Here is a 26283-nt window from a genome sequence, read left to right on the forward strand (position 1 = left end):
TGCCTCTAAGTTGTTGTGGTTTCCTCTTCGAAGATATCGTCCCAAGGCGTTGCCACCCATTTCTGCGAGCTGGCATTCCACACCAGGACAGCCCCATCCTCGAGCGTGCTCAGATCCGCATCGAGCATCCCGGAGATCTTAAGCAGGGCATCGTTCAGCTTCCGCATGTTGTCACTCAGGATCTGATTCCAGCCCTGAGCATTCAATGTCAGCTTCTCCAGTTCTGTCGGCATCACTTTGGGCATTTTTCTCCCCTACGCAACTGGTCCTATGTAGCTCTTGCCAACTTCATCTCCCACGTCGATGGAAATCACCTCGCCCAAGTACTGCCCCTCCCTGCGGGGCTGCATGTAGAGGGTGAAATTGCCGTTCATCGAGTATTCGCCGTAGTAGGGCCCATAAGGCACAATGATCCAATAGTGGACCCCATAGACGGAGTCCCAGATCTCGAAGCTGGTATCCGTATCCCACAGGAAAGGCTCCTGATCGGTCTGGTTCTCCGCGGCCACGGCGCCGGCGCCCTGTTTCGTTTGGTTCGTGGGCCAGATTCTGATATGCAGGGTGAAGTAATCCTGCCTGTAAACCTCGACCCTGCAGGGAGACCAGGGCTTTGCGGCCTTGTAGGCCTTCACGGTATGGATCGCTGTCGCATCAGCCGGGTTGAGGACCTTGGCTCCAACCTTCGGCAGCATTTTGGTGTAGAAGTTGCTCCCCGGTACAACTTGTCCGAAGGTGGTGTATTCCCCTTCGCCGACAACATTGTCCGCCAGAGTGGTGAGCCAGATCACGGATCCGGCTCCATGCGTTTCGACGGGCGTGTTGTAGATCCCGCGCATGCAACCTGTCAGTCGATAGCTGGATTCTCCCTCTGGTGTGACGTTCTGAAAGCCGATGATCTCGTTTCCTATGATGGCAATCCGAGGGGTGGAGAAAAGGGCCTCCCTCGATATTGTCCCGAAAACCGGGTCATTCCTCGCCGGCGTGTAAAGGATGCCGACCTCGTCATCGATGGCCGGCGTATCAGAGGGATAATCTTCATCCAGAGTGCCACGCTGAGAGAAGGTGCCCACGGTGCCGAGGTTTGTGTAATCCGTACCGTTTATGCTCACCAGGACCACGAATCCGTTTTCATAGGCGGTTCTGCGCTGAGCCAGCAGCACAAAGGCCGGGTATCTTCCAAAGCTGCTGTTGTATGGCAGCTCAAAGATGGCCTGGTGCAGCAGGGCCTGAGGCTGGTAGTCGGGAGGCTCCCATTCAGGATCACCACTGTCGACGTATCCGTCGTCAAATAGCTTGCTCGTCACCTGTTCGGCCTGGAAGGTCAGTTCGTTCCGATCGATTTCGGAGACATCCTTACGGGTGATCCAGTAGTCGACTCCCTCGAGGCCGTAACGCGAGTGGTTAATCCTGACGATGTGCCCTACGTTCAGGCGGGCGCATTTCATGTGGGTCTTGAAGGTGAGGTTGGCGCCCGGGAAACTCTCGTGCTTCATGATTTCCCAGAGCCGCTTGCTGGCTGTGGTCACATCCCGAAAACACGTGAGGTCGACGCTCAGAGGAATCTGGCGCCCCACAAGCCGGATGTTCGCCGGGTTGTAGCAGGAAACGGTTCTGGTGCTGTAGAGCTGATTCTCGTCGATATAGCTCCCTCGGAAAAAGTTGTGGGTATCGAGCCAATGCTTCCTTGTGATCGTGAAATCAAGGAAATCGTCGTTATCATCGCTCAATTCCATAAAGGGCTCTTCGCTGGGATCGAAGGCCTTGATGATGAACTTATCCTCCTCGTCGACCCCGAAGGCGCCGCCCACCCACTCAAGGACCTTGGCGATGTGCTTCTTGATTTCCTTCTGCTCCCGCAGCTCGACGTTGATCCCGTAGCCTCGCTCGTACCAGTAATCTGCAGCCTCATTGAATTTATCGAGATTGATCCAGGTACCTCCCGCCCCTGCCTGCAGCAGCATGTCGTAGATGACCGCCGCCGGGTTCAAACCCTTTTCCATGACGGCATGGTTGACCGGGCTATCTTCGAGAGGTGCGTCCACGGTGTAATGGATGGTCGGGACAAAGGTTACGTTTTCACCAAGGTAGAGCCTCTTGAAAAAGACATGGGCGACATCCGGGATCCGGTTGGCGTGTTCTCCGGGCTCCGACGGGAAATCCGGCTCGGACCCGTCGTTCAGCGTAATGGTTGTAGCGCTTGGGGTGCGTTTGTCGTCCTGGACGTAGTATTCGACAATCTGCATCCCGCCGCGGCTTGCACAGATCGCCTGCCACACGTCCAGGTAATAGTAATATCCAACCGTTACTTCACTTTCATCCCCCTTACCTCCGGCGGTCTGAGTGTGCGCCACAGCCTCGAGGTTTCCGTACCAGATGATGTTCCCCGAAACCCTCCGCCGGCCATAGATGACGGGAACAACGGCCCCTTCCTGGGCGGTCGTGACATTGAAATCATCCAGCGATGCCGGCGCCATGTCGGTTTTGGCAGCCTTCTTGGCGGCATACATCCCTAAGGCCACCCCTAGTCCGGCCATCATGGTCACGCCGACTATAATCCAGACGCCCACGGTCAATTCCCCCGCATGATTCGGAATGAATGCGTCATTTGGTCGATCCAACCCTGGCGCAACTTCAGGTAACAGAAGCCACGTCCGTTGATCGCGTTTGCGAATCTGCCGTCTCCCAGGAAGATTCCGGCATGATTTGAAACGAGCGTTTTCACTGTCGAGAAAACGAGGACATCCCCCCTGTAAAGTCTTTCGGCGTGAGCGTCGACCTCCGCAATCGTAAAGCCGTGGGCAAGATGGTTCCGAAAATGCCGTTCGAAGCTCTCGAGGATGAGTTCCTGGCTTGTGTGCACGTGCCAATCCCGGGGGTAATAATCGTGCTCAACCCGCAGAAGGATCCCGGCCTCGATGAGGCATCCGCCGATGAAAAGCGTGCAGTCGGCCTCCCGGCCCTTCGTCATCCCAAGGTGTTTATAGGGCGTGCCCTCCCAGGAATCGATAATCCGGAGAAATCTCTCCCACGCCCGATCATCCTCAAAATATGGCACCATCATGCTACCCCCCAGACGACCGGGTTCTTGGAGGGAATGTAGGGGAACCCCTGGAATCCGTCTTCGAAATTGTTGAATTTGTTCTTACAGGTCGAGGGGCTCCCGTCACATCCAGGGAATACTTTCACCGACGCACCAGATGCTACGCGCGAATCAAACGGCACGTGGAGGTTGATCGTGCCGCCCTCGTGTCTTGTGATCATCCTCATGTCATTTCGGATCTGGACATGTCCGCCGGTGAAATACCCATCAGGGAAGGCTGCAAAATCCGCGCTTTCCATCTGGGATCCATCTACGTCAACGGTTGTCTCGACCTGGTAGTCCTCCTGTGTAAGACCACAGCCACTGTCGAACACCATGTGATTGCAGTAGCTCTGGTAAACGACCCTGGGAATGATCACGTCAAGCACGGCCGCCTTGGTGGTTGCGACGGCAGAAGCCACTCCGTTCCGCGCTGAGATCCGCCGGATTTGGCCGGCAAAGATGACCACGAAATCCGAGAGATCATCGGCAAGTGCCCGATAGATCTTGACGCTGATCGGCTCCACGGGCTGATTGGCGATGTGAGCGGCCATGAGGTCTGTGATCGGCGCCGTGATGGTGACCTGAACAGCACCAAAATCGGCATCGATGCTGAATCCGGATCGATGAATGTCGACGGCCTGGAACCGGTACCCCAAAAAGCTCAAGCACTTTCCCCAGGAAGTGACCCGTTCGTGGTCGGTGCCGCTTTCGAAGGCGTAGAGTTCCGGAAGCCCCGCCTGTTCTACCGCAGACAGGTTGCTCTCATAGGTCATGACGGGTACTCCTGCACCAGTTCTGTGAACCGGCCCTCCGCATCGGCCAGATGGGAGGTCATAAACTCCAGTTTCAGCGCATCGGTCTCGAATCGGACCAGGTAGAGCATCCCGATCCGGTAGTGGTTCGTGGGCGTGATTTCCCGGTCGAGTCCCATCGCAAACAGAAGCTGCAGGCGGCTGTTTTCCTCCCGGTCATCCGTGATGCCGGTGATCTTCCGCGTGATGAGGTCTCCTCCGTGGGCCTCGATGTAAATCCGCTCATAGCCTTGGTATAACTGCAAGAATCCGTTATCGTGCACCCATAAGTGGGATGCCCCCGCAGCCGAGGCTGCTTGCAGCGTGAAGGCCGTTTTGGGTCCCTTGAGCCAGAATTTCTTGAGGCGCCCAAGCCGGCCAACGAAGAAGTCCAGGAGTTCATATTCCTCGTCCTTGTCCGTTCCGAAGCCGGCGCGCAGTCGAAAGGCGGCCGGATCCATGATCGCATCAAGGCCCTGTACGGTCCCGGTGTACTGTCTGAGATCCCGGATCAGCATCGGATCGAGCTCGGGTTCGGTAGTCCAGTCCGGCTCGAGCGGGAAGATGGGAAAACCCCCGAGGTCTTGAAGGTCATCAGCCACGCAGGTATTCCTCCACCTGAATCTCTACTGCATCAATGCCATCGACCAGGCTCCGCTCTTTCACGCCTGTGATGAGCCCTGGAAACATCGGGTACAGCACCGGATCCGCATACGCCCCCGATATGGCCCGTCCAACCGTGAGAGTCTGGCCAACGATGGATACCAAAGCGACGATCTCCCCGGTCATGGTTTCCGTCTCAAGGACCGCGATGAACTCGCAGAGATTGTTCAGGTTCCAGTACTTTGAGGCATCGTTCAGGATCTCGATTTCTGTCTGTCCGGTAATCGATCCCGCGGGCTGGAGCGGCTCGCTGTATATCGGTACCCCGACGACCTTGTCCTTGGCATAGGCCAGAAGGTTGTGTATTTTCTGGGCATTCAGCCCGAAAGCTGTCACCGTGAAGCTCTCTTGGCGATAGGGCTCGAGCAGAAGTGGCCGGCGCTGCTCGGAAAGCTTTCGGCCCTGTGCGATCACAGTCTGGAAATTCAGCGTCAAGCTCACCGGTTCATCCCATTCGGGCTCTGACGGGATCAAAAGGACACGGGTTCCAAGGACTCGGCTCCGGAGCTCAAGGCCCTCGACGGTAAAGACAAAAGCCGTGTCCTGCACCGCAGGGCCCTCCCGGTAAATGGTTAGAGGGACGCTGATTTCCTCGTTCGTGCCGAGAGGAAAAGGGGGCTCCTGGTGATCCAGGAAGGTCCCCTCCGGCCTCAGTTCCTCGATGCCCTCGACGGTGACGGATCTGTCCAACCATGCATTCCAGAGGTTCAGAAAGGTGTGGATGTCATCCAGGATGATCCCGCAGTCGATGAGTTCCGGGCGCAGCCAGACACGGTCGTAGATTTTGGTCAGAGTAAAATCTTCGGGCACGATCATGGCGGGTTTGCGGGAGCTGGTGTCTGTGAAGCCCCGGGAAAGATCTTCCTCTGAGAATATGCAGGCAAAGTTCGGCAGGGGCTCGGCGCCGATCTCAAAATCGATACCTACCGGCCGGCTCATCCCAGGAAAAGGCGCTTCCCCCAGACCCTCGCGCAAAAAGTCAGCTCCCGGAATCATCAGGTCAGCCCTCCTGAATCGTCCGGCGCCGGCCCATCAGCAGGTGGAAGAAGAAGGGAAGCACGGCTGCAACCCCAGTCCCAGCAGACTCTGGCAACCCGGCGTCGATCGCTTCCATCAGGATCAGGGCCGGCAGAACACTAAACGCTCCGCCCGCGTATCTCTCGGCGGCAGGAAAGCCTGCCCGGCCCGCTTCTACCTGGAAATCGGCTAACGGGATCATCAAGCCACCCGAAAAGCTATGCCACGGTCGGTGGTGTAAGGGCCAACAGGAAACACGAGGTATTCCTCATCGCCGTAGACCAGCAGTTCGCCCGGAGAAAGCCCTTGGAAATTGCAGAAGTAGCACGGCGTTTGACAGATGGGTTCCCAGACGGAATCCTCCGCACGCTTGTGAAAGTAGACCTGTTTCAACAACACCCTCCGGCCGGAAAAATTGTTCCTGACGAGGGCATTTTGATACTGATGGATGAATGCGAAGACACTGAGCTTTTGCTCCTCATATAAAGTCCCGCCAATGGCATTGTTTGGATAAAGAGTAAGATCACGTCCCCCAAACCAGATGCCAAATGGCCTTTGGAAGTAGCCGCTAACAGATTCTCTATTGAGTCCTATTTGACTAAAAAACCCTGAAAATAGGGCACTCCCTGCAACAAAATCATCCCATTCTTTATGAGGGTATCCCCACATCCCGATCCTACCCGTAACATCCCCTTCGGTTGGGTTATCATCGAACATTTCGAAAGAGCCGAAATGCATCAGGTTAAAAATACTTCCGTTGATGTTCACCAAGGCACAGATCCATTTTTCGTCGCCAAATATCCATATCCGTTCCATTTGAGAAGCTGGGAGTGACCAGCCGTAAAACCCTGAACTATTCGGAACCTGGTTAAGGTCGACTTTGGTATTCTGGCGAAAAGGATAGGCTGAGCTCAGAGTGTACTCTTTCGAAGAACACATATTGCAGCAAATAGTTGGCCCCATATCTGGACCGGCCACACGAAGTTCCAGCTTGGCGATAAGGCTCTGGCTGCCATATCCAAGACTCGAAAGACAAAGGTAGTCTCCATTGGAATCGTTCAACCAGCCATATGGCGAAGAAGTGTTCCATAGCTTGTCTTGTTGCCATTCCTCCTGCACCCAGCCCTGGGAAACAGCGAAGGCCCGAATCTTATCAAGGACATCTTTGATGCCTGTGGGATTGGCCTGTTCAACGTAATTCAAAAGCATTTTGCCCCCCGGTACCGTTTCAGGTTATTCTCCTGATGTGGTGGTTTCCTCTTCAGTGGTGGTCGTCTCTTCCTCGGTCGTCGTGGTTGCATCTTCGGTGGTTGTTGTTTCCTCGGTCTCTTCCTGAACAGCCATGAACGAGTAGTTGTACGTCTCGGCCGCTTGCTGGAAGATCCTGAAATCGCCTTCCGCCGCTTCGTATAAATCCTCCGATTGCATGCTCAGCATGCGCGGCGCGTAGACCCCCTGGAGGCTCATCAGAAGATCGCCGTCGGCCAGGACATAACACGGCAAGAGCAGCCCCTTGCCATTCGGGGCAACATCGATGGCCCTGTTGTCCGAGTCTCCCTGCATGGGGATCACTCTGGGCGTGGAGCCCGTCCTGAAGAGGTTACCGGGCGATACCACAAAGAAGGATCCCGCGATGGGTCTCACAGGCCCATAACCGCCGGCTTGATAGCTTCTGTTCCCAAACCAGGATCCGGCGACCAGCAGAGGGAACGGGTATTCGGAGGGGCTCCCCAAGCGGTAGCCCAGCCCAAGGTAACAGGCAAAATACGAGGACCCCACCTTGACGATCACCACGATCCGTTCCTTGGTGGAGTAGATCCAGTAGTACATGGTGGAATCGAAGAGCTGCAGGATCGGTAGGCCCGAGGTCGTTCCGCTCGCCCAGTGCTTCCAGGTGGAATCGTAGGAGGTGAATCCGGTGTCGTTCTTGTTCCCGGCCCAGGAAGAGGGAACATCCAGATACCCGTTCAGGTCCCAGCCCCAGGCGTTTCCAGCCACGTATTTCCACTCCCGGATCCCGATCAGGATCTGCTCGTTGCCGGATAGCCCGGTGTTTTTGAGGATCACCTCACGAAGATTGTCCTCGGGGAAGGCATCGGTTATCCCGTCTGATCCCTTGGAGTTCTGGTCGAGTTTCAGGGTCCAGTCCCGGCCGGGGCCCGCATCGGCGCAACAAAAATCGATCAAGGCCTGCAGCAGGCCGTTTGCGCCTGAAAAAGCACTGCAGCTTCCACTGGTTTGAGGCATAGGTTCCTCCTCTAGGAAATCTCCAAGGCTCGACGCACCTGGAACGAATTTTCACTGATAAAATTGAGCATGCTCCGCCGGCCGGAGCTGGTCGCCATGTACCGATCGAAAAGTTGCGGATCGATGATGTTGACGATGTCCATCCCTTTTTCCCTCGAGTCACCGCGTCCATCCTGCGGGGCAAGGGCCTCGAAGGTCGCCGCCGGGGAGATCTGTCCTCCGGCTGCAAGCGCAAACGCTGGCGGCCCCGGCATCAATGGAACGCTGATTGTCTGGATTAGGGCCTGCAGGCTCTCCCGGGGGATCATCTTCCGGCGAATCGCCTCCATGACCCGGACTCCGTAGTACCGCACGGCACTGACCGGGTGCATGTATTCGCCCGCCGTCGCCAAAATCGGCACGTTGTCGGCCGTTTCGGTCGGGCTCGACCCTGCTATCCTCCCCCCAGCCGTTTGCTTTCGTACGGGCCGGACAGGGCCGCCAAAGGCGAGCTTCTGCGCCACGATCGAAGCCACCCGGACCATGCCGAGCGCGTATTGCACTCCAGCCATGATGGGCCCCATGTAGGGCCCGCCTTCTGCGAGGGCCTTTGACGCTGCGAGGTGTGCGTTGATCATGGCCTCAGCAATCGCGGCGGCTTTCTGGAGGTAGAAAAGCTCCTTGACGCTCTTGCCCGTCAGGTCGTAGAGGGTTCCAAAGATCTCCGACATCCCGGATGCGACGTCTTGCGCCATCGTGAGCCGGGCTTCCATCAGGCGCTGTTCCTGATCGGCCAAGAGCTGGTCTTTTTCCTGTTTCTGGATCCGGTAAAGCTCGTCTATGGCCGCGCGCTGCTCGTAATAGGACATTTCGGCGCCGAGCTTATCGTTTAGGAGCGACATGAAACTTTCACGTTCATCGGCATGCCGGCGGTCCATCTCTCCCAATTCGGTTTGGAATGTCGCACCCAGCCCCTGGCCGACCGCTCCCTGATCGGCTCGCAGTCGCATGTCAGCCAGGAGGTTGTCGAGATCCTTTTTTGACTCTATCAAGCGTTTTTCAGCCGCGGTCTGCTCTCCTGTCAGTTCGATCAGGGCCTGCTTATAGGCGATCTCCTTCTCGTAGATTTGATCCTCGATCGCCAGCAGTTCATTCTTGTCCTTTTGAAGGACAGCCAAGGCCTTCAGGGATTCGATCTCGGTGGTGTATTGCTCATCGATAATCGCCCGGCGCCTGGTAAAATACGCCTGCAGGCTGACCTTGCCTTGGTCGTAGAGCTGCTCGAGCTTGGCCAGTTCCAGTGACAGGTCGGCCTCGCTCCGGGTGACGCGGCTTTGCGCTCTGGCCTCTGTTGTCTCTCTGGCCTCTTCCTCGTTGATCCGCTTAAGGCTGGCGGCGTAGTTTTGTTCGATCTGAAGGAGCAGATCCTTCTGGCCGTGAGCCATTGCCAGTTGGGCCTCGTAATGAAGCCTCGCCTGATTGCGGAGGACCTGCCATTTGTTTGCATCGAGACGGGCCAGGTCAGCGTTGAGCTGCTCCTGCAGACGTTTTTGGTCAGCCTCGATCTTGTTCACTTCTTCGGGATCAGGAGGCGCGGCCTTTGGAGTCATATCGATTTTTGACCCGCCAGCTTTTTTGATCGCTGCCTCCAATTCCTCGATGCGTCTTTTGACGCCGACGATTTCCATCTGGGCAGCGCGGGCCTCTTCTGTTGGGCTTCCAAACCAGTTTGTCGCCCGCGCCTGGACCTGCAATTCACGGAGTTCAGCGCTCCAGTAGGCCTTGGCCTTCCTCAAGTTTTCCTCGATGACCTTCAGGTCCGCGTCTGTCTGATCCTCCAGCTTTACGGGGATCTGGATGTCCTTGAAGGCCTCGTACTTCTGCTTATTTTTGGCTGTCGCTTCGAGCAGCTCGCCCTCCGCCTCTTTGGCTTCCTTGGCAGCTTTGCGCCACTCCTGCATTGCTCTGACAAGCTTATAAATCTGGATCGCGGCATACGCTGCGGCGCCGGCCAAGGTCGCCCTGAGAGCCACACCGGCAATGCCAGCCTGCGTCGCCACACCGGCCAGAGCGGCGCGAAGGGCCGCCAGCACACCCGAGATGCTGGCCCCCTGTTTAAGGATCCCCAGTGCAACGGCCAAGGCTTTGATCTGGTTAGCGAGGGTGAGCGGCAGACCGATGAACACCGCGAAGGCGGTCTTGAGGATCACCATGTAGGTCACGGTCTGGACAATGGCGGGCAGAAAAGGGCCAAGGGTATCCAGGATCTTTAGAATGACTTCCGCCACGCGTATCCCGGCGATCGCCAAGTTGGCCATGATATCAGCCACTCGACCGACCCATGTATCGAGGTTTTGGCCTGCCCCTTCAATGAGATTGGCTATCGCCTCATCGACACGGGCCAGAGCAGCGACGATTTTATCGTTGAAGGTGAACGTGCCGGCCTCTTCATCGATGGTGACGATAGCATCCCGCAATCTGAGCAGCAGGCCGGTCGTTTTGTTAAATGCATCATCAAGCCCCCTTCCAAGGGCCATCTGAATGGCATCGGCAAGGTTGCTCGTGGCGCCCTGGAATGTTTTTGCAGTCTCCTCCCCGGCGGCGCCAAACTCCTTCAGTTTGCCGACCAAATAATCATAGAGCTCCCCACTCTTGGCCAGTTCCTTGACTTTTTCGTTGGTCAGGCCCAGGGCCCTGGCAATCCGGGCATTGCGGTCGATGGTTCCATCCATGATTGCCCGGAGTTCCTGTCCGAGCTGATCCATCGGGAGGCTTATGCCGGCGGCTGCTTGCACCATGAGGCTCGTAAATCTGACGATCTGCTGAGGATCGAAACCGGCCTTGAAAGCTGGCCCGATGCCTTCCTGAAGCGCGCGCAGGAGTTCCTCGTAGGTAGCTGTTGTCTTCAGGCCCTCAATCTGCAGCTGCCGCTGAATCTGCGTTGCAATCTGGACACTTTCTTTGTAGGCCGTGGTGGCATCGACGGCCCGCCCCTCAGCGTCGGTGAAATCGTTGAAAGTCCGGACCAGGGCGGCGATCCCGATCCGGCTTTGCTCAATGGTGGAGTTGAAAGAAATGGCTGATGCAGCTGCGCGTCTGAATATATCGACTCCGCCTGCCAGGGCCGCCAGGCGGAGCATCCCCCCGACAAAGCTCTGCTGCGCCGTGTTCATCTGGGCGATGGTCGCACGGTAGGCTTGTCCGGCAGCGTTCACACGCCCGAGCCCCCTGACAGTCTTGTCAAGGACCTCGGCCCCGGTCTGCTTGAGGGCGATGATGATCTGGAGGATTTTGGAGTCCGCGGCCATCGGCTATTTCTTGCCTTTGCCTTTCTTACGCAGGGTGTTGATTCTGGTTATCAGGGCTGTTGCCGGGAGCTTGCCCATGTGTGGGTCGCGTTTCTTTGCCATCGCGGTTGCCCAGGCCCTCTTGTCGGCGTGAAACCCCAGCCGGCAAGCAAGTGCAGCATCTTGAAAATCTGCATGGCGCGTTTCGCTGTAGGTCTCGAGGGCGTCTAGAAAAAAGCTCACCCCGTAGTCCGCTGCGGCTATGTGCCCGGCTTCAATGAGGCGGCAAAGATTTTTCCGAATTCCCCGGACAGTGAACTTTTCAGCTCCTGGGTGATGATTTCCTTGAACTCCACGGCCATCTTGCCCAGACCCAGGGTCTGGGCCATGCCGAAAAAAGCCGCATTCACCTCCTTGAAGGCATCCCAGATGCTCTGGAGCTCCGAAGGGGCCATCTCGCAGAAGTCCATCAGCCTGGCATCCGTAGCGCGACTGAGGTAATCGTCTATCAGTTCGGTCAGGGATTTCTTTTCGCCCCCGGCTTTTTCGTTTGCCTCGACCGCCTCCATTATTTCGATGAAATCCTTGATTTTCAGCTCCTTGACCGTGATTTCCCGGTCATCGATCTTGACCACTTTGTGCCGTCGCATCATGCCTCCTTGGCTAGTCTGGTTCCTAAACAACATCAGTGCCTGCTGGAACACCTTGCACACCTGGCACATCCAATGCTACTGGCCGAATCGATACGGGGTCCAGCCACGGCCCCTCACTCGGGTTGCGCTACATACCGCACTCCTGCTTCAAAACAGGCCCAGAAATCATTCGTCACATACGCCACCGATCCAAACGCGAAAAACATCTTTCTCACTTGCCCATCAATGCGGTAGGCAAGGCATAGTCTTTCGGTAGCCCCACTGTAAAACAGTCCTACCGTTCCCTCTTTTGCCGTGTCTCTCCCGGTGTTATAGGTGCCCGATGACAGCATCGTCACTTCATCGTCAACATTTTGGACCTTTAATGCGATGCCTACCGGATGAGTGAGCGCAGCACTTAACGCCTTCATCCCTATAGAAGTCGTACTACCCCCCAGGGTAGTTAACCCACCTGCAGAAGAAGCGTATCTGGAAAACGTGAAAAATGGGTTTATTGTCGCGGCGTAGAAATCGGCTACAGCTTGACTGAGCGCAGCAACTGTGGGGCTGGTAACAATCACCGTCCCCGATGTAATGCCGTGAGTTGCGATGTCGTCTCCAACGACTTCCTCCAGCCATTGGAAATCGCTGATTGAGTCAACGTGCGCCTTGATAAAATCCCGGTGTGTCGTTCCGTCATCGGCCACCAATCTGTGGTATAAAATTGGTATTTTGTTGCCACCTGCACTCCACACCAGCTCACCGCCGAGATAGACCGCCTCAACGGCTTTGCCGCCCAGGTATAGAGCCGCTGCATCGCTCAGGAGAGGCATCACGCGCCCCCCGTCGTGGTCGTCTCATCTTCGGGCACGATCACATAGAGCTTGGCGGAGTCCGGGCCGGGCGCCAGGGCGTCGTACTCGTCTTGGGTGAGAGACACGATTTGGGAGATCGTGGCCGATGTGACCATGCCGGTGTGGGTGTGGCTTGCGGCAGCCTTTCCGGCCAGATCCTGCCCGATCTTTTGGGCACTCCAGGCCTTGTCGCCAGCCGTGCTCTCATCGTCGATCTGCGCGCCTGCAGGCGGCAAATCCGGGATCTTCACCCGCAGGGCATTTCGCTCTTCGTCAAAAACCGCGTTCAGGGCCTGTTGGGAAGACAGGAGCCCGGTCAGGCTCCCGTCCCCATCGGTCGAAAACACACGGTTCAGAATTTTCTGGATGCTATGCAGCATGGCAGTCCTCTGTTACACCGTGGTCGTCGTCTCTTCCTCGGTCGTTGTGGTCTCTTCATCGTCTTGAGCATCGACGTCGAAGAATGGACTGGTGGGATGGTTGGCAACATCGGAGAGTCCTTCGCCCGCGTGCGGCAGTGTCATCCATTCTTCTCCGATCAAGGAGCCGGCGCCGTTCGGGCGCAGCTTCACCCGCCAGAAATCCCACTGGCGGTTCGGCCCTTCGGCGTTGTCGGAGATGAACCGTATCCAAACCTCACGCTGGGTGTTGGTGAGGCCGGCGATTTTGTCGCCCACAGCCGTTCCCATCAGAAACCGCTCGAGGTTCTTGGTGGCCATTTCATCCAGGCTGAAATTGAGCTTGTAGCCCTTCTGGATCGTGGTGGATTTGTCGAGGTTCTTTGCGCCGGACCGGCTGGAGTAGTGCTCTTTCTCCTCGACAGAGAGCTCCAGGCCTAACTCGGGGCAGTTGCCCACGTCGCCCAGATCGCCCTCGTCGGGTGGCGTGGCGCCGTCCCAGTCGGCCATGTACATGATGCCCTTACCGATGGTGTAGAGCTCGGTGCTCGGGCTGGTTGCAATAGGCATGGTGTCCCTCCTCTTTGCGCCCAAGGGGGCGCTCGCCATTCCTTGTTTATGCCGGTTTCACCGACTTCAGTTCGTAATGGGCCGAATAGACGCAGAGGCTTTCTCTCGGTGCGTAAACCAAAGGCTCTTCCCGCATCAGCTTCAATGGCGTCCAGCCATCCAAAACGCGCACACCTGCCAGACGTCCTCGGACTCCGAGCAGGAGTTCATATACGCCAGGGCTCGATGCATCCCCCCTGGCGGCACTCCGGCTGCCACGCACATTCCGGTCCCCGACAATGATCGAAACCCCCATCCCATAGTGCCGATATCGGTTGATCTCTTCGGAACTCAGGTCTGAGGCGATCACATAGCAGCATGGGAATTGGAGTGTCAGGTCATCAAGGGCTTCCACGTCCATCTGGCCTGAGTAAGTATCGAGCGTTTTGAGCCCGATCTCCTTCAGGGCTTCGAGACGCCCCAAAATGGCATTTTCCACGGCTTCGAATTCATGCATGGGTCAGTATTTCTCCATCGTGGTGGTGCCGAAATCCTGTGGCCGCGCGCTGATTCGGGCTCCGTTTTCATATTCGCCGGTGCCTGGGGGCCCCGGGGGAGGCTGAATCCCCAGGGAGATTTTCCCCGCGGCTACCTGCTCCAGGAAGCGCACCGCGTTCTTGTACCGGTCCTCCCGAGTCTGGGGGATTTCCTCCTTGACACGCGAATAGAGGTTGTAGATCGCAACGTCTGCGTTCAGTTTAGACAGGATCGGTGGCACCGTATCGCTGATGGGGAGCTTGTAGCGGCCCCCGATATAGGCATCAATTTCACGGGCGGCCGAGTCCAAGGCCTCCTGAACGACGCCCGGAATCACTGCCCCGAGGCCGTCATCATCCGTCAGCCGGATCAGGACTGCCTCGGGTAGCACGCTCTTCAGCTCTTCCAGGGTGCAGTAGGCCATCAGACCACCTTCGCGTAGATCACGGCCCCAGGGCGCTGAAGCACCGGAAGCGGCCTCGATTCGACCTTGACCCACCGCCCGGAGGGATCCGGCACTTTCCAGGACTTCGAGAAAAAGAGCACCCCATTCCCGTTTTCATCGATGTTGCCGACCCCGCCCGGAGCCTCGTCATCCACGATCGGGGCGTAGGGGACGTCCACCAGGTCATCGCAAAGACCGACGAGAAGCATGTACTTCTCGTCGATGAATCTCCGGCGGGTATTGCTGTCGTCCAGGAAGCTGCCGTTATATTCGGTCAGCTCCACCTCAGCCAGGCGCTCTATCCGCCCACTTGCCGCCATCTGGCTGCCTTTGTCGTACTTCAGGAAGTCGAGCACGGAGCTGTGGGCCAGGAGGGCATCCATGACCTCTGAGCCCAGGAAGGCGATCCATCCGGTGATGGCTGTAAGGGCGTCATCCTCGATGGTTTTCTTGAAGGCACGGATCCGGTTGAGCGGTTTCGAATCGGCGTGAGTCCAAAGATTCGTGTTCGTAAGGGTCACCAGGTGGGTAGCATCGAGGCCATAGTCCACCAGCACCGTCGACAGATCGGCGTCGTAGATCTTCCCGCGGAGGGCGTTGGCTGCCCAGAACTCCATCGTTCGGTCGATCTCGTTTCGCATATCGCGCTGCTCCCGGGCGATCCGGGTGCTCATGAGTTCGGCTTGTACCTGGCTGCCATACGCCCGCAAGGCATTGAGCTCAGCCGTGTGAATGAGCCTCTTCTGGGCGAGCCTGGGGGCCTCGAGGGTCACCACCTTGCGGCCGGTTTTATCGCGCACCTGGGCCGGCGCGTAAACCGAGAGGTTCTTGAGGATCTTCTGGCTTCCGGTATGGATCTCGAAGGCCAGCCGATCCGAAGGCTCCAGGTGCTCCTTCCCCCTGAAAATGCGGTTGTAGATCACCATTGACGGAGCCGTCATGGCGTTTACAGCCGCGGTCAATACCCTGATTTTAAACAGATCATCCATAGTCTATCTCCCTCCAGGACCAACCGAGGCATGCGCCCCAGGCCGTGCTGTTTGTTACTCGCCAGATGTCGTCGTTTCCTCTTCCGTGGTGGTCGTCTCGTCCTCGGTTGTCGTGGTTTCCTCTTCAGTCGTGGTCGTCTCGTCCTCGGTTGTCGTGGTTTCGTCCTCGGCAGCATCGAGGATCGTCTCATCGATGACGATGCCGCGATCCTGCAGGGCCACGATGGCCGTACGCTTCTGGGTGGCCGATATCCCATCGGGCCAAACGAGATCGGAGGCCCGGTATTTCCCCACGAAATAGGCCTGCTTTTTCTGTATGGCATCCGAATCCGCGGCGGCTTCACACAGGATGGCCCTGGCGTTGGATCCGTCCTCTGCCTGCAGCTGTTGCCATTGCCCCGAGGTCACGCTCACCATTTCGAGCACGGTTCCGCGGGCCAGGGCCCCGGCCGATGCCTTGAGATTGATGTCGCGCTGAATACAGCCCTCGCCCGCCACAAGCTGGGAGAGTTCCGCGCTCTCGTTTACGGTGACTCCGAATGTCCCTGCCATCGTTGGTCCTCCATTCCCCGGGGTCTGAGGCCCTGGGACGCTGGTCGGTTAATAGGTCTTCGCGGCTATCCGCCGCCCTTTTTCGGCATCCGCTTTCGCTTCGGTAAAGGAAGCGGCATCCCCGGCTTTTTCCTTGGTGGCGAGCTCAGTAAAAATAGGCGAGTGGCTGAAGGATTCCATCGTGTCTCGGAACCATTCCCAGGGCGTCTTTTTCTCATGGCTCTCGCCGAATTCGATTTCCGCCGCTTCCTCCAGGGCGAGGGCGAAGTCTTTCAGTCCTGAGGCCGCCCAGGAGGGGAGAACGCGCCCCTCGGCGACCATCTTCTCACACCAGGCGGAGATCTCTTCTCTGCGGCGCGATTTGGCCTCCTGGCGGGTTTTTTCGGAGAACTCGGCTTCGATCTTTTCCCGCTCCTTTCGTGCTGCGTCCTCAGCCGCTGCCCGTGCCGCAGCCTCGAGATCCGCCTCGGAAAAAGACCTGGCTGCAGTCCCTTCCGGAGGGTTGTCCGGCAAGGCGTCATCGGGGACCTTGCTCGTGTCGATCCCGATGAATCCGAGCATGTTTTTGAGCTTTTCCTTGAAAGTCATGGGCGTTCCTCCACTCTTGGGGTTGATGTCCTCAAACTCGAACGCAACCTGGGGCTGATCCTCGAAGGCCAGGTCCGCCAGGCCTTTGACCGCCGGGGGCGCCGCCCCAAGAAAACCTACGTGGCGCAGCCGCCCGTCACGGTAAAAGCTTGCTGAACGCTTCTTGTAAAGGCCCTTCCGCACGGTCTCCTCGAACTCCGGAACCACCTGCCGAAATTTGGCGAGCAGCACTTTCACGCCGTTTTCAGTGGCTGTCTTGAGCTTCTCAACCCAGCCGAAAGCAGGGGCATTGTCGGCGGGATGGCCCACCACGATGGGCGGTTCGTGCACGCGTGGATCGAAGCTCTGGACGGCCTGCTCTATCAGCGTGTCTCCGTCGTGCTCCCGGCCGGTTTTGTCCATTTGCACTCCACCCCGGAATATTTCTACCCAGTCATCGAATCCATTAAATTCCAACATCTTACGCTCCCCGCCGCCTCTGGCGTCGTGCAGTTTCCAGATGATCCAGGAGGCTTTCCCGGATCTCATCCCAATCCTCGTTCTGGACCATCATGAATGGCCGGGCAGGAATATCGCCCCAGGGAAGAACCACTTTTCTCGTGTGCGCCCGAACTTGAACAGTCTTCCCATTGGCCATTCGGCGCATATGGCTGCGTACCTTCGCCAGGATGGTTCCGAAAGCGCCTCGTTTGGCCCCAAACTGATGGACCGCTGCGTATTCCTTATTGGCGCTCATCTCCACCCGGTCATCAAACGCCCTGTAGCTGATGGCACCCATGAGCCCGCCGGCTTTTCCTGATCGGACCAGGATCATTCCGGGCCATTTCCGGATTCTCTGGCGCTGAAGTTTTGTGGATGAGGAAAGGTCCTTCCATTTTTCCGGCCGGCCGCCTTCTTCGAAATTCCGCTCGATCGACTCCTGGACAATCTCGCCGATGAGGCTCATCGCGGGTTTGAGATGCTGGAGCCTGCTTTGGATCTCTGAAAGAAGACTCCTAACCCCCTCATCCCGTATTTCGATTGTGCTATTCACCATGTCCTTGCTCAGGCTCCGGAGCCGCTATTGTCAGGCGGAACTTCCGCCATGAACTGGTCGCTCAAGCCAATTGGATACTTGTTCAGATCTGGCTTCCAGGCATCGAGGCCGGCCTCGCCCGGGTTGTACCGAAAGCCTTCATCCGGTTTGACGTTGACCCCGCGCTTCTCTTCGGTCAAACCACGGGCCCGCAGCTGCCGTTCACTCAAGGTCTTGACGTAGCACCGGCACCCAAACCCGTTCGGCGGATACCACTGGTTCCAGACAGGATGCTCGGCATGCCAGACCTTGTTATGCATCGCGGCATGCTCCGGTCTTGTGCTGGCATCCATCACGGCCTTGTATTGCCAGTAGGGGCGGGTGGATTTCACTTCCTGCGCCTGCTCATAGCGGCCAACTTGATAGGCGGCCTGCAGATTCGTCCTGTAGATGTTTTCCAGGCGCCAACCTGTAAGACGCTTTCGAACTGTGCCGTCCGGTTGAACGGCCACGGCCGGTTCACCCTTCGGGGCGAACCATCCTTTTCTTTCCAGGATTTCTGGCAGCTCGCTCTGAAAACTCTTCAGGCTCAACCCCTTTTCCATTGCTTCATCAAGCGCCTTCCGGATATCCATCAGGACATCCATCGCAGAAACTCTCGCGACGGTAAAAGCCCGTGCGTGAGCCTTTTGCCAGACATCCCTCCAGCTGTCCGGGGATAGGGCGTAGCCCTTCTGTCTGAAAAACGCGAGTTGCTCTTCGAATGGAAGGTCGAACCGGATCCCGATCATGACCGCTCCTCGCTGGCGGCAACGTAACCAGTCATGGCGGCGGCGCTCATGGCACGTGCCAAGAGTTCCTGGAAGCGCTGGCTTTCCATCTGTGGGTAGAGCTCGTAGAGTCCTTCTCCGATTTCCTCCAGGCTTACCGCTTTTTCGACCAGGGCCATGACTGGTTCGATCAGCCGGTCGAGTTCCGCTTGGGCGGCCCGCGCCGATTCATCGGCCAAAAGCTCGACCTCGCCCTGAAATTTTGTCGCAGATTGCGTTTCAGCAAACGCGGGGGTTTGCTCCTCTTCGTGCAAGTGAAGGGAGGCGGGATCGGCGCCGGCGGCACCCAGTACGGGCCTCCCAGGCGCCTGAACATCAAAGTCATCCGGATCCAGGGCATAGGCTTTCTCGTAATAGGCCTGTTTGAACCGCACCCCTTGGCGTGTCAGGATCTCATCCCGCTCGGCGCGATCTTTTTGGACGTCATCTTCTTCGTAGAACCCGAACAGGGGAGGCGCCGCATCGGGAGCATTGAGTTCCCCCACCCATCGAAAAAGCTGGTTCATGGCAGTCGCCACCATGTGTTTGTCCTGGTCGACCAGGTCTGCGCGGACCTCCATGTGCTCCTTTGCCGCGGCGTAAGACCCGCCCTTGTCGATTTCGGTCGAGAGGGTCTGCCCCAGGATCGCCTTGGAGATCTCACGGTTGGCGGCGCTGATGAGTTTTTCATAGATCTCCGCGCTGGCGGATTTGCTCGCGGACTCAATGATGTCGATGCTTTCGTCGTCATTGATGACCGCCACCGCGTCTTGCACCATTTGAGCGAGCTTGCTCAGCAGCTGATCTCGTTCGGTGCTGTTGGTGCTTCGCGGCACTTTGCCGACCAACCACGGCATGCCGTACTTTTCGGTAAAGATGGCCCAGAATTTGAATCCGCCCTTTTTAAAGGCCACCGGCCAAAAGCACCTGCTGAGGGTCCTTTCCCCGTAAGGGTTCTGATAAGTGGCATGATGGGTGGGAAGCAGGAATTTGTAAGGCGGGATGAACTCCCCCTCGATCATGTTTTCTTTGGAGCGGAAGCGGAGGCGGTTCTGCTCATCGAATCCGAACCACTCCGGGGGCTTTCCGACGAGGTTCCCTGGCCACCATCCGGCGGGGCTGGACTGCCAGAGGATTTCAATCGGGCTCATCCCGTAGAACACCGCGTCAAGCATGTCGCACATGACTTGGAAGAGGTCGATTTCGCTCAACGACTCTTCGACCATCCGCAGAAGGCGACGACTCGAGCGGGAGAGGGCTTCTGGTTCACGGATTTCCCATTCACAGGAAAGAACTCCGGATTTTCTGCTCTGGTAGCAGCTCCAGACATGGGCATCGGTCAGGAGCTGCCGGTAAACGGTTACATCCTGCCCGAGCTTTCTCAGTACCGGATCGGGGTCCGGCAGGAAGCCCATTACCCCCATCCAGTCGATCGATCGGCTCCTCGGGGCGATTTCACGCATCAAGGACGGTTTGTCCTCGATCTCGATGAACTGGCTTTCGGTCAGCCATAACTTCATGCCATGCCTCTCAATAAGCCGAGTATCTTGCACCGTTGAAATAGCTTGTCGTCTCACCCATCATGTGACTCGACCGGGCTGTAAGGATTTCAGGAACTCCCGCCATTCCGGCCAATTCGCTCACGGCAAAGTCGGCCAGGGCCCCGGCGATGGCGCTGTCTCCATGCCGCTGCTTACCATCCCGGCCCTTGCTCCGGAGATTGTCGGGCACCTTGGCGATCCCCTTTTCCATGCGGATCGCCCGGTGGTCATCCAGGAGGTCGCCGTCCTTGGGTATCAGAATCGTTCGGTCTTCGAAGCTCGCCTTGTAACGTGGCATGTTGTCCCGGTACCACTCGTTTGAGAGCATCACCTGGATGATTCTGTTCCGGCCGTACCGCTGCATGGCCACCTCGGCCAGGTACTGGCCGTTGCCCCTGGCATCCATCGCCCCGCCGCAAAAACGAGGCATGCGGTCGCAGATGTAGAAAAGCACCTGCTCCTGCTGGCGGAAGGGGACGTTCCGGAGTTCGAGGACGAAAGGCGCCCGCCGCAGCAAATTGCGCATCTCCTGAAGCGGGAAAACGACCGTCAGGTCTCCCGATCGCCCGAAATCCTCTCCAAAATAGGACGGGGCATGGGGATCGAGACGAGCCAGGACTTGGTCCAGGTTCTCCTTGCACCAGCCCTCGGTTTCTTGCCGGCGGGTGTACTCGGGCAACTCCGCAAAATCGTCCTTGCAGCTCCAGCGGATCACCGGGATCCCCGGATCCATGCAGGCCTCGATCACCGCCCGCGGCAGATAGACCCCTGAGCCCTTTGCCGGGATGCAAAAGAGTTCCTCGTCGGCATCCTCGCCGTAGTACTCGATCAGGTCATCCCGCCAGGCCGCCTCGCCTTCCGGGGTCCAGTCCTTTCCGAGGCGGAGACAAATCCGCTGGTAAAGCCCGTCCCGGATCGCGTCATCGAGTGTGATCCGGTGAAGGGCGTACGGCTTTTTCCCCGCGCGGATATCACTCACGAGCTCGTTGAAGGGGTGGTCATCCCCGTTATGGGTGCTGACAACGACCACACGACCGCCCCACATGAGCATGGCCATTGCGGCCTTCAGGAGCCCCGGGAGATCGTCATGAAAAGCCGCCTCATCGATGATGATCTTTCCCTGCTTGCCTCGCAGGTTCGAGGGCCGGCTAGACAAGGCCACCACCTTCCAGCCCGACTGGAAGCGAATTCTGAAAGCCAGGATGTCTTTTTCCTCGTCATTGAAGACAAATTCCTCAACCGCCGCCGCTGCGTGGTGAAAATGCCGGGCCCAATCCGCACAGTCCTCGATGAACTCCTGGCTCATGTCCTTGTTGTAGCCGATGTACCAGCAGTCCATGCCGCTTTCGCTCGCAGCCGTAAGGGCCGAATCGCAGGCCTCCGCCCAGGAGAGCCCTATCCGGCGCGATTTTTCGCACACCTTCACCTTGCTCTCGTCAGCCATCCAGCGCTGCTGGTAGGGGAGAAGGGCGGCAGGGGTTCTCGTTGCGCGCTGCTCCATCGTCATCGGCTGATCCCCAGTATCTTTTTCCGGATCTCCTCGGCGGCTTCTTCCGACAAGCCTTTGCCCCTCACGCTTTCGACCACATCTGCTGCGGTCTTTTGCACTTTCTCGGCAAAATCCTTTTTAAGCCGTTCGCGGCTTACAACGGATGACTGGAGCTTCGCGAAATCACTCACGATCCGCGGCAATTCCTTGATATCCAGTTCGCCGGACATCTGCGCTTCGAGGATCATCTGCGCGAAGAGCTTGCTCGCCGCCTCCTCGAGCACCATCCCATCTCCTGCCTCGGAAACCAGGGCACGGGATTTGTCCTCGATGATTTTCAGGCGCTGGTAGGTCGCCAGAAAGTCTTTCCCATAACGGCCGATGGCTGACCGGCTGATGTCGTACCCCTGGGCATCCAAATAGGCCTTGATGTCATCGTAGGTGACGCCTCCCTCGATCATCAGGCGATCCACCTGTTGACGGATCTCCGGGGGGAGTTCATCCCGAACGCGGCCGTGGTTGCGCCGGATCTTCATTCCCCAAGCTCCCGTCGGATCTCATCCATCTCGGCAACGACCTGGACATACTCGGTCTTGAGATCATCCAGTTCTCCGATGAGTTCGAGGGCTTCTGATGTTCGGAGGTCCCTGAGGGGGGTCACCGCAGCCGGCTGGATAATCTGTTTGATACCCCGGATAAGCCCGTCCGCCTTGATCGCGAGCTTCATGCTCCGGAGCTTTTTCTCTTCCAGGGCGCCTTTCAGCATCAACCTTTCACTCATCGTCCATCCTCGCTTACAGGCCCGCTCATCGGGTGATGCGCGACCGGGCCTGGCGCCCGTTTTTCGAGACGCATCATCGGGCAGTACTGGTTGGTTTCCATTTCGTGCATGATCTTTGTCATGCCCTGTATGTTCGTGATGATGATTTCCTTTAGGTCCTGAGCGAGATTCTGAGTTGTCTTCAGGAGATCGACATTGTTCTCGTACATCCGGACGACGGCTTCGAATCGCTGACGCTCGGAGAATGCGAGATGGAGGCTCAACAGCCAGGGACCAATCATCACGATGAGAGTGATGCTTGCGACCAACCCTACGGACCAGCCGCCCATTTTGTTCAACAAGCTCAAGATTGACGAGATGATCGATATGTGATCCGGGCTCATTTCATGCCTCTTTGTCGATCCTGGTGAGTTGGCCTTTGATCCAAACGGGGATATCGCCGGGCCTCGGTGCTGTTACAGGTCCCATGACCGCCTGGAAAAAGGGCGCTTTTCGCCACATGTCCCAGATGAATTCACTGCAGAAGTATCGCCTGGCGTTCAAAGAAACGCGGCCAAGCATGTTCCGGAAAAGGCTGCCATAATCGTATGGGATCCCCCTCGCGCAAACATCGAGTGCCGAGGTTCCGATACGTGTTCTGGCTGAGTGCGATAACCCGATCGGTTTGAACCAGAACGTCTCCCCTCGATGATTCTTGAGCCTTTCACTTAACAGTCGGAGCTGCACCCCGGCCGCCAAGGCTTCGACCAGAAATATCCGGTCGGTGAACTCCTCGTACCGATCGAGCCGGACGACCAGCGACGCGTGGGAGAAGGCAGAAAACCTCTGAATGAGCCAGGGGATCGCCCCGCGGCTCTTCCAGAGGATCGCGTCACCGGTTTTGATTTGCGGTCTCAGTTCTGCATATTGCATCGTCACGCCTTTGTTTTCAGACGCTCGATCCCTTCCGATGCCCCCTCCAAAAACGCCTTGACGGCCTCGGCTGAATGCTGGTAGTTCTCCGGGATCTGGATATCTGTGGTAAGCAGCCCTTCCAGCAGTCGGGCAGCGCTCACGACCGCAGTCTCGTGTTTGTCCTCCAGTGGAAATTCGTCGATGAAATCGAGAATCAGTCGTGCCACCTGGTGGGGATCCGAGTCACCCATTAGAGCCTGAGCCCCTTCGACAGCTATTTCGGCCTTCAGGACGGTTTCACGGGATTGGTCCTTCAGCGCATATGTGGCCGCATTGAACCCGGCTTCCCGGAAGATCAACGTCTGAGTTTCGGGGGCCATCTCCTTTCCGGCGCAACCCTGGAAAGCAAACACCCCGATCACCGAGACCATAATCAGCGCCACCAACCCTGCGGCGAGGCCCTTGATCACCTTGTCCGCACTCTTTTCCGCTCTTTTCGCAAATCCCCATTCTCCCATCTCATGCCCTCCCTTCGGCCGGTCAATAAAGCCAGATCACCTGCGGGTCTTTCTGCCGGTCGATGTCGATGTGAATGAAATTCTTGCCAATGCCGATACGGGTAACACCGTGCTTCAGTGCCGATTCAACAATTTGGAAGCGCGAGCGCGAATCCGGGCAAAAGATATCGGCCGCAAGGCCCCGCAAATGACTCGAAGTGGGAGACCCCTTTACCTTTGCGTTGTGGCTCGGGCAGCGGTAGCCCGATGTGACAATCAACGCTTGGCAGAAATCACCTTCCATGCGGGAGACGATTCCCTCGATGCGTGGATCGATCAGGTTGGTGCCGCAGCACTTACATGCGAAACGCTCATGGCGATCATTGCTCATACCGGCCTCTCTTTTTGATGGAGGGCTGCCGTGGCACAAACACCACGACAGCCGTTATCATGCGCAGCTAGGGCTCGGCCGGACGGCAATCACGAGAAAGTTGCGCGGCTTCCTCAGCCGGTTACGGTGGTCATCGCCCTTCTCGGGGGTTGGTCGTGAATGAGTAGAGGGCCAAAAGACAAGGCCCGGCATCCTGAAAGTAACAACGATCAGTTGGATGCCGGGCCCATAGAAGAATGGAAGGTGGGATTCCCGAAATGTTAGATTTCTTAGTACGGTATCAAAGACAAAAGAAAAATCAAGCAAAAATTTTTGCGCAAAACAGGTTTTTTATGTGATTTTGTCGCAGAATATGTTTCAGTGGCATGGTAGATTTCCGTTCCAGGATTACGCAGATTTGGATGCTGCCAGAGAATAGGAGGATCTCATGACAGAAAGCGTGCTTGATAGGGGGTTTCAGCGTGAAATGCTCCTTGAGTTACAAAAAATTTACCCGAATGCTCTTGACGAAAAGAAGATTCTGGAATTTAAAGGGAATCCAACGTTCAGGGCAAACATCAACTATTTGCGCGAGCATAGGTTGGTGCAGTTCAATCCGGTTTATGGCGGTTTATCGCAGTTCAAGATCACCGCTGAAGGATTGGATTTCCTCGCGGAGGATGGCGGCTTAACCGCGATTAAGAGGACCATTACCGTTCGTCCTGATGTGGAAAGCTTTCTGAATCTCTTGAAAGAACATGCTGAATCGCTTCCTCCAGAAGAGAAAGGGGGTTTTCTGAATGCAATCGGCCAGTTTTCCAAACCGATTCTTCAGGGAGTAATCCAAGGTGCTTTGACTGCCTATGCTGGAAAATACTTCTAAAAAGTGCAAATGGAACAAACCCAGTCAGCATGTAGGTCCTTTTCTGGTGTGTTTGATTGCAGCCGGGCCAGATCGTTGACATCTGCGTGAAAAGCAGGATTGCCTCCTTCCTTGGCCAAGGGAGAGTGAGATATTTGGGGAAGTTATGCCTATCCGCGATCTTTCCAATATTCAAGAACAGCTCACCGTCTGTGATTGTAAATTTCCCGGAACACCGATCCAGTGGTATCCCCGTGCTCTGCCCGTTTTTCATTTCTTCTCCTCCTTGCCAAAAATGACATTTCCCTTATGGCTCTGATCAATCAGCACAATAGACTCGTTATTCGCTATTAAATGACGTTTCAATGAGCTGAATGATGTCCAGTATGGCCAATAACTGGTGACCCTCTTTTCAGGATCAACCCCAACTGTTTTGAGTAGTTTTTTCGAAATGCGCCTATCTTTCCTTAGGTAATCGAAAGCCGAAGTAACTCTTGGACGCAAAAACCGCCGCCGCTCCTCACAGTCTTCCAGTATCCATTTACCCATAAAGCATCCGTTAACCGAGAGAATAGCGATAACGTTTCTGTAGATAGCCAGCTGAACAAGGCTTAAACCCACTATGAATCCATCACAGTTCAACTTTACTGGATGGTATACGTTTCTCAACCTTCCTTCGACAACGTCCCATTCTACTTTGGTCATTCTCTATACCCCAATCTGGCTTACGAGCTGTTGGAGCTCCGCCGCTTTAGCCCGCATGGCCTCCACCTGGGCTTTCGGAAGCAGGATAGTTCCATATTTTCGCCCGAGTTTCCGGAGGCCTTCGGAGAACCGCTCCGGATTCTGGGTCATCCGCTCCAGGAAGACATCGACGACCTCCACGGGAGTCTGCACGCTCTTGCCGGTTTTGGCCGGCGCCGGCAACCCTGTTTTATCCACAAGATCATCGAATTGGAATGATAGCTGTTCGACCAAATCAACCAATGCGGCTTTCTTGCCGCGGCTCGCCTTGATAAGCCCCGTCAACCCACGGCTTCGAAAGGCATCGTAAAAACGAGTCGTTTCCCCCTCATCTGCCGCGATCCAGTAGCCGCCTCCAATGCCTGCCCGGCTCAGGATCGGGATATGGCTATGTTCCTTCAGGAGGTGATTGTGCATCAGCCTGCAATCCCGTTTCCACAGGTCGAGGTCTTTCTTGTCTGAAGGCTGGAAGCCCGCAAGCTTTAGGGAATAAAGCCTGGCGAGATCGTCGCCTGAAATGGCGTTTTCGTAGCCGACGTGGTCCCAGAGCACACTGACAAAGGCGCTTTCGGCCTTGGTCAAGCGCTTGTCGTGGTAGCCATTGGAATATCCAAAATCATTCGCGCGCATTTTCTACGCCTCCTTTCCCCCGGTCAGCCCCACAATACGGG

32 protein-coding genes are annotated in these 26283 nt (G+C 56.8%); 1 reads left to right on the forward strand and 31 read right to left on the reverse strand.

Translation table 11 applies throughout. From position 1 onward, the window contains the following. Nucleotides 1–5 precede the first annotated feature (5 nt). The 29 genes from H567_RS22935 to H567_RS22965 all read right to left on the reverse strand — a co-directional run bounded on the left by H567_RS22935 (nt 6) and on the right by H567_RS22965 (nt 24027). Nucleotides 6–245: a hypothetical protein gene (locus H567_RS22935; protein ID WP_035253303.1), complete on the reverse strand. Its 240-nt coding sequence runs from the start codon at nt 243–245 to the stop codon at nt 6–8. A 9-nt stretch (nt 246–254) separates the two neighbouring features. Continuing rightward, the gene (locus tag H567_RS0103695; protein ID WP_084516834.1) at nt 255–2567 is read right to left on the reverse strand and encodes a GTA baseplate fiber-binding domain-containing protein; all 2313 of its coding nucleotides are present in this window, start codon (nt 2565–2567) and stop codon (nt 255–257) included. Between the two features lie 2 nt (nt 2568–2569). Continuing rightward, nucleotides 2570–3061, reverse strand: a complete 492-nt coding sequence (locus tag H567_RS0103700) for an NlpC/P60 family protein (protein WP_051184451.1) — start codon at nt 3059–3061, stop codon at nt 2570–2572. Next, complete coding sequence (locus H567_RS22940) at nt 3058–3855, reverse strand: phage/gene transfer agent baseplate hub protein (protein ID WP_051184452.1); 798 nt, start codon at nt 3853–3855, stop codon at nt 3058–3060. Before H567_RS22940 ends, H567_RS0103700 begins: the two co-directional genes overlap by 4 nt. Further along, on the reverse strand, nt 3852–4475 hold the full coding sequence (locus H567_RS0103710) for a hypothetical protein (RefSeq protein WP_028320370.1): 624 nt from the start codon (nt 4473–4475) through the stop codon (nt 3852–3854). Before H567_RS0103710 ends, H567_RS22940 begins: the two co-directional genes overlap by 4 nt. Continuing rightward, nucleotides 4468–5532 carry a hypothetical protein gene (locus H567_RS0103715; protein WP_028320371.1) on the reverse strand — a complete coding sequence of 355 codons (1065 nt, stop codon included), beginning with the start codon at nt 5530–5532 and terminating at the stop codon, nt 4468–4470. Before H567_RS0103715 ends, H567_RS0103710 begins: the two co-directional genes overlap by 8 nt. Before the next feature lie 4 nt (nt 5533–5536). Further along, the gene (locus H567_RS0103720) at nt 5537–5755 is read right to left on the reverse strand and encodes a hypothetical protein (protein WP_028320372.1); all 219 of its coding nucleotides are present in this window, start codon (nt 5753–5755) and stop codon (nt 5537–5539) included. Further along, nucleotides 5755–6762, reverse strand: a complete 1008-nt coding sequence (locus H567_RS0103725) for a hypothetical protein (RefSeq protein ID WP_028320373.1) — start codon at nt 6760–6762, stop codon at nt 5755–5757. Before H567_RS0103725 ends, H567_RS0103720 begins: the two co-directional genes overlap by 1 nt. Nucleotides 6763–6786: 24 nt before the next feature. Further along, nucleotides 6787–7800, reverse strand: coding sequence for a hypothetical protein (locus tag H567_RS29135; RefSeq protein WP_028320374.1), 1014 nt, complete (start codon nt 7798–7800; stop codon nt 6787–6789). Between the two features lie 11 nt (nt 7801–7811). Further along, on the reverse strand, nt 7812–11087 hold the full coding sequence (locus H567_RS0103735; RefSeq protein ID WP_028320375.1) for a hypothetical protein: 3276 nt from the start codon (nt 11085–11087) through the stop codon (nt 7812–7814). A 239-nt stretch (nt 11088–11326) separates the two neighbouring features. Beyond that, nucleotides 11327–11719, reverse strand: coding sequence for a hypothetical protein (locus H567_RS0103745; RefSeq protein WP_153306038.1), 393 nt, complete (start codon nt 11717–11719; stop codon nt 11327–11329). Nucleotides 11720–11832: 113 nt separating this feature from the next. Further along, entirely contained in the window at nt 11833–12531 is a 699-nt protein-coding gene (locus H567_RS0103750; protein WP_028320378.1) for a hypothetical protein, read from the reverse strand. Further along, nucleotides 12531–12932 (reverse strand): hypothetical protein, encoded by a 402-nt coding sequence (locus tag H567_RS0103755; protein ID WP_028320379.1) that lies wholly within the window; start codon nt 12930–12932, stop codon nt 12531–12533. Before H567_RS0103755 ends, H567_RS0103750 begins: the two co-directional genes overlap by 1 nt. Before the next feature lie 12 nt (nt 12933–12944). Beyond that, nucleotides 12945–13520: a phage tail tube protein gene (locus H567_RS0103760; protein ID WP_028320380.1), complete on the reverse strand. Its 576-nt coding sequence runs from the start codon at nt 13518–13520 to the stop codon at nt 12945–12947. 46 nt (nt 13521–13566) lie between these two features. After that, nucleotides 13567–14016, reverse strand: coding sequence for a phage protein Gp37 (locus H567_RS0103765; protein WP_028320381.1), 450 nt, complete (start codon nt 14014–14016; stop codon nt 13567–13569). Nucleotides 14017–14019: 3 nt separating this feature from the next. Next, a complete protein-coding gene (locus H567_RS22945) occupies nt 14020–14460 on the reverse strand; it encodes a gp436 family protein (RefSeq protein WP_051184453.1) in 441 nt (146 codons plus the stop codon). Next, nucleotides 14460–15470 (reverse strand): major capsid protein, encoded by a 1011-nt coding sequence (locus H567_RS0103775; protein WP_028320382.1) that lies wholly within the window; start codon nt 15468–15470, stop codon nt 14460–14462. Before H567_RS0103775 ends, H567_RS22945 begins: the two co-directional genes overlap by 1 nt. Nucleotides 15471–15524: 54 nt before the next feature. Next, entirely contained in the window at nt 15525–16022 is a 498-nt protein-coding gene (locus tag H567_RS0103780; RefSeq protein ID WP_028320383.1) for a head decoration protein, read from the reverse strand. A gap of 48 nt (nt 16023–16070) precedes the next feature. Next, nucleotides 16071–17138 (reverse strand): hypothetical protein, encoded by a 1068-nt coding sequence (locus H567_RS26870; protein ID WP_161626558.1) that lies wholly within the window; start codon nt 17136–17138, stop codon nt 16071–16073. Then, the gene (locus H567_RS0103790) at nt 17071–17646 is read right to left on the reverse strand and encodes a phage virion morphogenesis protein (protein WP_035253305.1); all 576 of its coding nucleotides are present in this window, start codon (nt 17644–17646) and stop codon (nt 17071–17073) included. The genes H567_RS26870 and H567_RS0103790 overlap by 68 nt, the downstream gene beginning before the upstream one ends. An 8-nt stretch (nt 17647–17654) precedes the next feature. Then, nucleotides 17655–18416, reverse strand: a complete 762-nt coding sequence (locus H567_RS22955) for a phage head morphogenesis protein (RefSeq protein WP_051184454.1) — start codon at nt 18414–18416, stop codon at nt 17655–17657. Beyond that, a complete protein-coding gene (locus H567_RS0103800; protein WP_028320386.1) occupies nt 18413–19954 on the reverse strand; it encodes a DUF935 domain-containing protein in 1542 nt (513 codons plus the stop codon). Before H567_RS0103800 ends, H567_RS22955 begins: the two co-directional genes overlap by 4 nt. Before the next feature lie 10 nt (nt 19955–19964). Further along, the gene (locus H567_RS22960) at nt 19965–21482 is read right to left on the reverse strand and encodes a terminase large subunit domain-containing protein (RefSeq protein WP_051184455.1); all 1518 of its coding nucleotides are present in this window, start codon (nt 21480–21482) and stop codon (nt 19965–19967) included. Next, nucleotides 21479–22000 (reverse strand): phage protein Gp27 family protein, encoded by a 522-nt coding sequence (locus H567_RS0103810; protein ID WP_028320387.1) that lies wholly within the window; start codon nt 21998–22000, stop codon nt 21479–21481. The genes H567_RS22960 and H567_RS0103810 overlap by 4 nt, the downstream gene beginning before the upstream one ends. Further along, nucleotides 21997–22245 carry a hypothetical protein gene (locus H567_RS0103815; RefSeq protein ID WP_028320388.1) on the reverse strand — a complete coding sequence of 83 codons (249 nt, stop codon included), beginning with the start codon at nt 22243–22245 and terminating at the stop codon, nt 21997–21999. The genes H567_RS0103810 and H567_RS0103815 overlap by 4 nt, the downstream gene beginning before the upstream one ends. After that, on the reverse strand, nt 22242–22628 hold the full coding sequence (locus H567_RS0103820; RefSeq protein ID WP_028320389.1) for a hypothetical protein: 387 nt from the start codon (nt 22626–22628) through the stop codon (nt 22242–22244). The genes H567_RS0103815 and H567_RS0103820 overlap by 4 nt, the downstream gene beginning before the upstream one ends. Before the next feature lies 1 nt (nt 22629). Beyond that, nucleotides 22630–23157 carry a YiiX/YebB-like N1pC/P60 family cysteine hydrolase gene (locus H567_RS0103825; RefSeq protein ID WP_028320390.1) on the reverse strand — a complete coding sequence of 176 codons (528 nt, stop codon included), beginning with the start codon at nt 23155–23157 and terminating at the stop codon, nt 22630–22632. Nucleotides 23158–23159: 2 nt separating this feature from the next. Beyond that, nucleotides 23160–23657, reverse strand: coding sequence for a hypothetical protein (locus H567_RS0103830; protein WP_028320391.1), 498 nt, complete (start codon nt 23655–23657; stop codon nt 23160–23162). A 22-nt stretch (nt 23658–23679) separates the two neighbouring features. Beyond that, nucleotides 23680–24027, reverse strand: a complete 348-nt coding sequence (locus H567_RS22965; protein WP_051184456.1) for a D-Ala-D-Ala carboxypeptidase family metallohydrolase — start codon at nt 24025–24027, stop codon at nt 23680–23682. A gap of 427 nt (nt 24028–24454) precedes the next feature. On the opposite strand from H567_RS22965, the gene H567_RS22970 reads away from it, so the two are divergent. Further along, nucleotides 24455–24889, forward strand: coding sequence for a hypothetical protein (locus tag H567_RS22970; RefSeq protein ID WP_051184457.1), 435 nt, complete (start codon nt 24455–24457; stop codon nt 24887–24889). 249 nt (nt 24890–25138) lie between these two features. On the opposite strand, the gene H567_RS0103845 is transcribed toward H567_RS22970, so the two are convergent. Together H567_RS0103845 and H567_RS0103850 are read right to left on the reverse strand one after the other, a co-directional pair. Continuing rightward, nucleotides 25139–25573, reverse strand: a complete 435-nt coding sequence (locus H567_RS0103845) for a hypothetical protein (RefSeq protein WP_028320392.1) — start codon at nt 25571–25573, stop codon at nt 25139–25141. Nucleotides 25574–25576: 3 nt separating this feature from the next. Then, a complete protein-coding gene (locus tag H567_RS0103850; protein WP_028320393.1) occupies nt 25577–26242 on the reverse strand; it encodes a hypothetical protein in 666 nt (221 codons plus the stop codon). Between the last annotated feature and the right edge of the window lie 41 nt (nt 26243–26283).

The organism is Desulfatiglans anilini DSM 4660 (genome assembly GCF_000422285.1).
GTDB lineage: Bacteria > Desulfobacterota > DSM-4660 > Desulfatiglandales > Desulfatiglandaceae > Desulfatiglans > Desulfatiglans anilini.

Bases quoted from the DNA above. Each gene is read 5' to 3' on its own strand.
- H567_RS0103850 (WP_028320393.1), bottom strand. From the start codon at position 26,242: ATGCGCGCGAATGATTTTGGATATTCCAATGGCTACCACGACAAGCGC.
- H567_RS0103800 (WP_028320386.1), bottom strand. From the start codon at position 19,954: ATGAAGTTATGGCTGACCGAAAGCCAGTTCATCGAGATCGAGGACAAA.
- H567_RS0103760 (WP_028320380.1), bottom strand. From the start codon at position 13,520: ATGCCTATTGCAACCAGCCCGAGCACCGAGCTCTACACCATCGGTAAG.
- H567_RS0103815 (WP_028320388.1), bottom strand. From the start codon at position 22,245: ATGAGTGAAAGGTTGATGCTGAAAGGCGCCCTGGAAGAGAAAAAGCTC.
- H567_RS0103775 (WP_028320382.1), bottom strand. From the start codon at position 15,470: ATGGATGATCTGTTTAAAATCAGGGTATTGACCGCGGCTGTAAACGCC.
- H567_RS22935 (WP_035253303.1), bottom strand. From the start codon at position 245: ATGCCCAAAGTGATGCCGACAGAACTGGAGAAGCTGACATTGAATGCT.
- H567_RS0103745 (WP_153306038.1), bottom strand. From the start codon at position 11,719: ATGATGCGACGGCACAAAGTGGTCAAGATCGATGACCGGGAAATCACG.
- H567_RS0103715 (WP_028320371.1), bottom strand. From the start codon at position 5,532: ATGATTCCGGGAGCTGACTTTTTGCGCGAGGGTCTGGGGGAAGCGCCT.
- H567_RS0103810 (WP_028320387.1), bottom strand. From the start codon at position 22,000: ATGAAGATCCGGCGCAACCACGGCCGCGTTCGGGATGAACTCCCCCCG.
- H567_RS0103790 (WP_035253305.1), bottom strand. From the start codon at position 17,646: ATGGTGAATAGCACAATCGAAATACGGGATGAGGGGGTTAGGAGTCTT.
- H567_RS0103780 (WP_028320383.1), bottom strand. From the start codon at position 16,022: ATGGCAGGGACATTCGGAGTCACCGTAAACGAGAGCGCGGAACTCTCC.
- H567_RS0103725 (WP_028320373.1), bottom strand. From the start codon at position 6,762: ATGCTTTTGAATTACGTTGAACAGGCCAATCCCACAGGCATCAAAGAT.
- H567_RS0103735 (WP_028320375.1), bottom strand. From the start codon at position 11,087: ATGGCCGCGGACTCCAAAATCCTCCAGATCATCATCGCCCTCAAGCAG.
- H567_RS0103700 (WP_051184451.1), bottom strand. From the start codon at position 3,061: ATGATGGTGCCATATTTTGAGGATGATCGGGCGTGGGAGAGATTTCTC.
- H567_RS22965 (WP_051184456.1), bottom strand. From the start codon at position 24,027: ATGAGCAATGATCGCCATGAGCGTTTCGCATGTAAGTGCTGCGGCACC.
- H567_RS22970 (WP_051184457.1), top strand. From the start codon at position 24,455: ATGACAGAAAGCGTGCTTGATAGGGGGTTTCAGCGTGAAATGCTCCTT.
- H567_RS0103720 (WP_028320372.1), bottom strand. From the start codon at position 5,755: ATGATCCCGTTAGCCGATTTCCAGGTAGAAGCGGGCCGGGCAGGCTTT.
- H567_RS22940 (WP_051184452.1), bottom strand. From the start codon at position 3,855: ATGACCTATGAGAGCAACCTGTCTGCGGTAGAACAGGCGGGGCTTCCG.
- H567_RS26870 (WP_161626558.1), bottom strand. From the start codon at position 17,138: ATGAGATCCGGGAAAGCCTCCTGGATCATCTGGAAACTGCACGACGCC.
- H567_RS22960 (WP_051184455.1), bottom strand. From the start codon at position 21,482: ATGACGATGGAGCAGCGCGCAACGAGAACCCCTGCCGCCCTTCTCCCC.
- H567_RS0103755 (WP_028320379.1), bottom strand. From the start codon at position 12,932: ATGCTGCATAGCATCCAGAAAATTCTGAACCGTGTGTTTTCGACCGAT.
- H567_RS0103750 (WP_028320378.1), bottom strand. From the start codon at position 12,531: ATGCCTCTCCTGAGCGATGCAGCGGCTCTATACCTGGGCGGCAAAGCC.
- H567_RS22945 (WP_051184453.1), bottom strand. From the start codon at position 14,460: ATGGCCTACTGCACCCTGGAAGAGCTGAAGAGCGTGCTACCCGAGGCA.
- H567_RS0103820 (WP_028320389.1), bottom strand. From the start codon at position 22,628: ATGAGCCCGGATCACATATCGATCATCTCGTCAATCTTGAGCTTGTTG.
- H567_RS22955 (WP_051184454.1), bottom strand. From the start codon at position 18,416: ATGATCGGGATCCGGTTCGACCTTCCATTCGAAGAGCAACTCGCGTTT.
- H567_RS0103845 (WP_028320392.1), bottom strand. From the start codon at position 25,573: ATGACCAAAGTAGAATGGGACGTTGTCGAAGGAAGGTTGAGAAACGTA.
- H567_RS0103765 (WP_028320381.1), bottom strand. From the start codon at position 14,016: ATGCATGAATTCGAAGCCGTGGAAAATGCCATTTTGGGGCGTCTCGAA.
- H567_RS29135 (WP_028320374.1), bottom strand. From the start codon at position 7,800: ATGCCTCAAACCAGTGGAAGCTGCAGTGCTTTTTCAGGCGCAAACGGC.
- H567_RS0103825 (WP_028320390.1), bottom strand. From the start codon at position 23,157: ATGCAATATGCAGAACTGAGACCGCAAATCAAAACCGGTGACGCGATC.
- H567_RS0103830 (WP_028320391.1), bottom strand. From the start codon at position 23,657: ATGGGAGAATGGGGATTTGCGAAAAGAGCGGAAAAGAGTGCGGACAAG.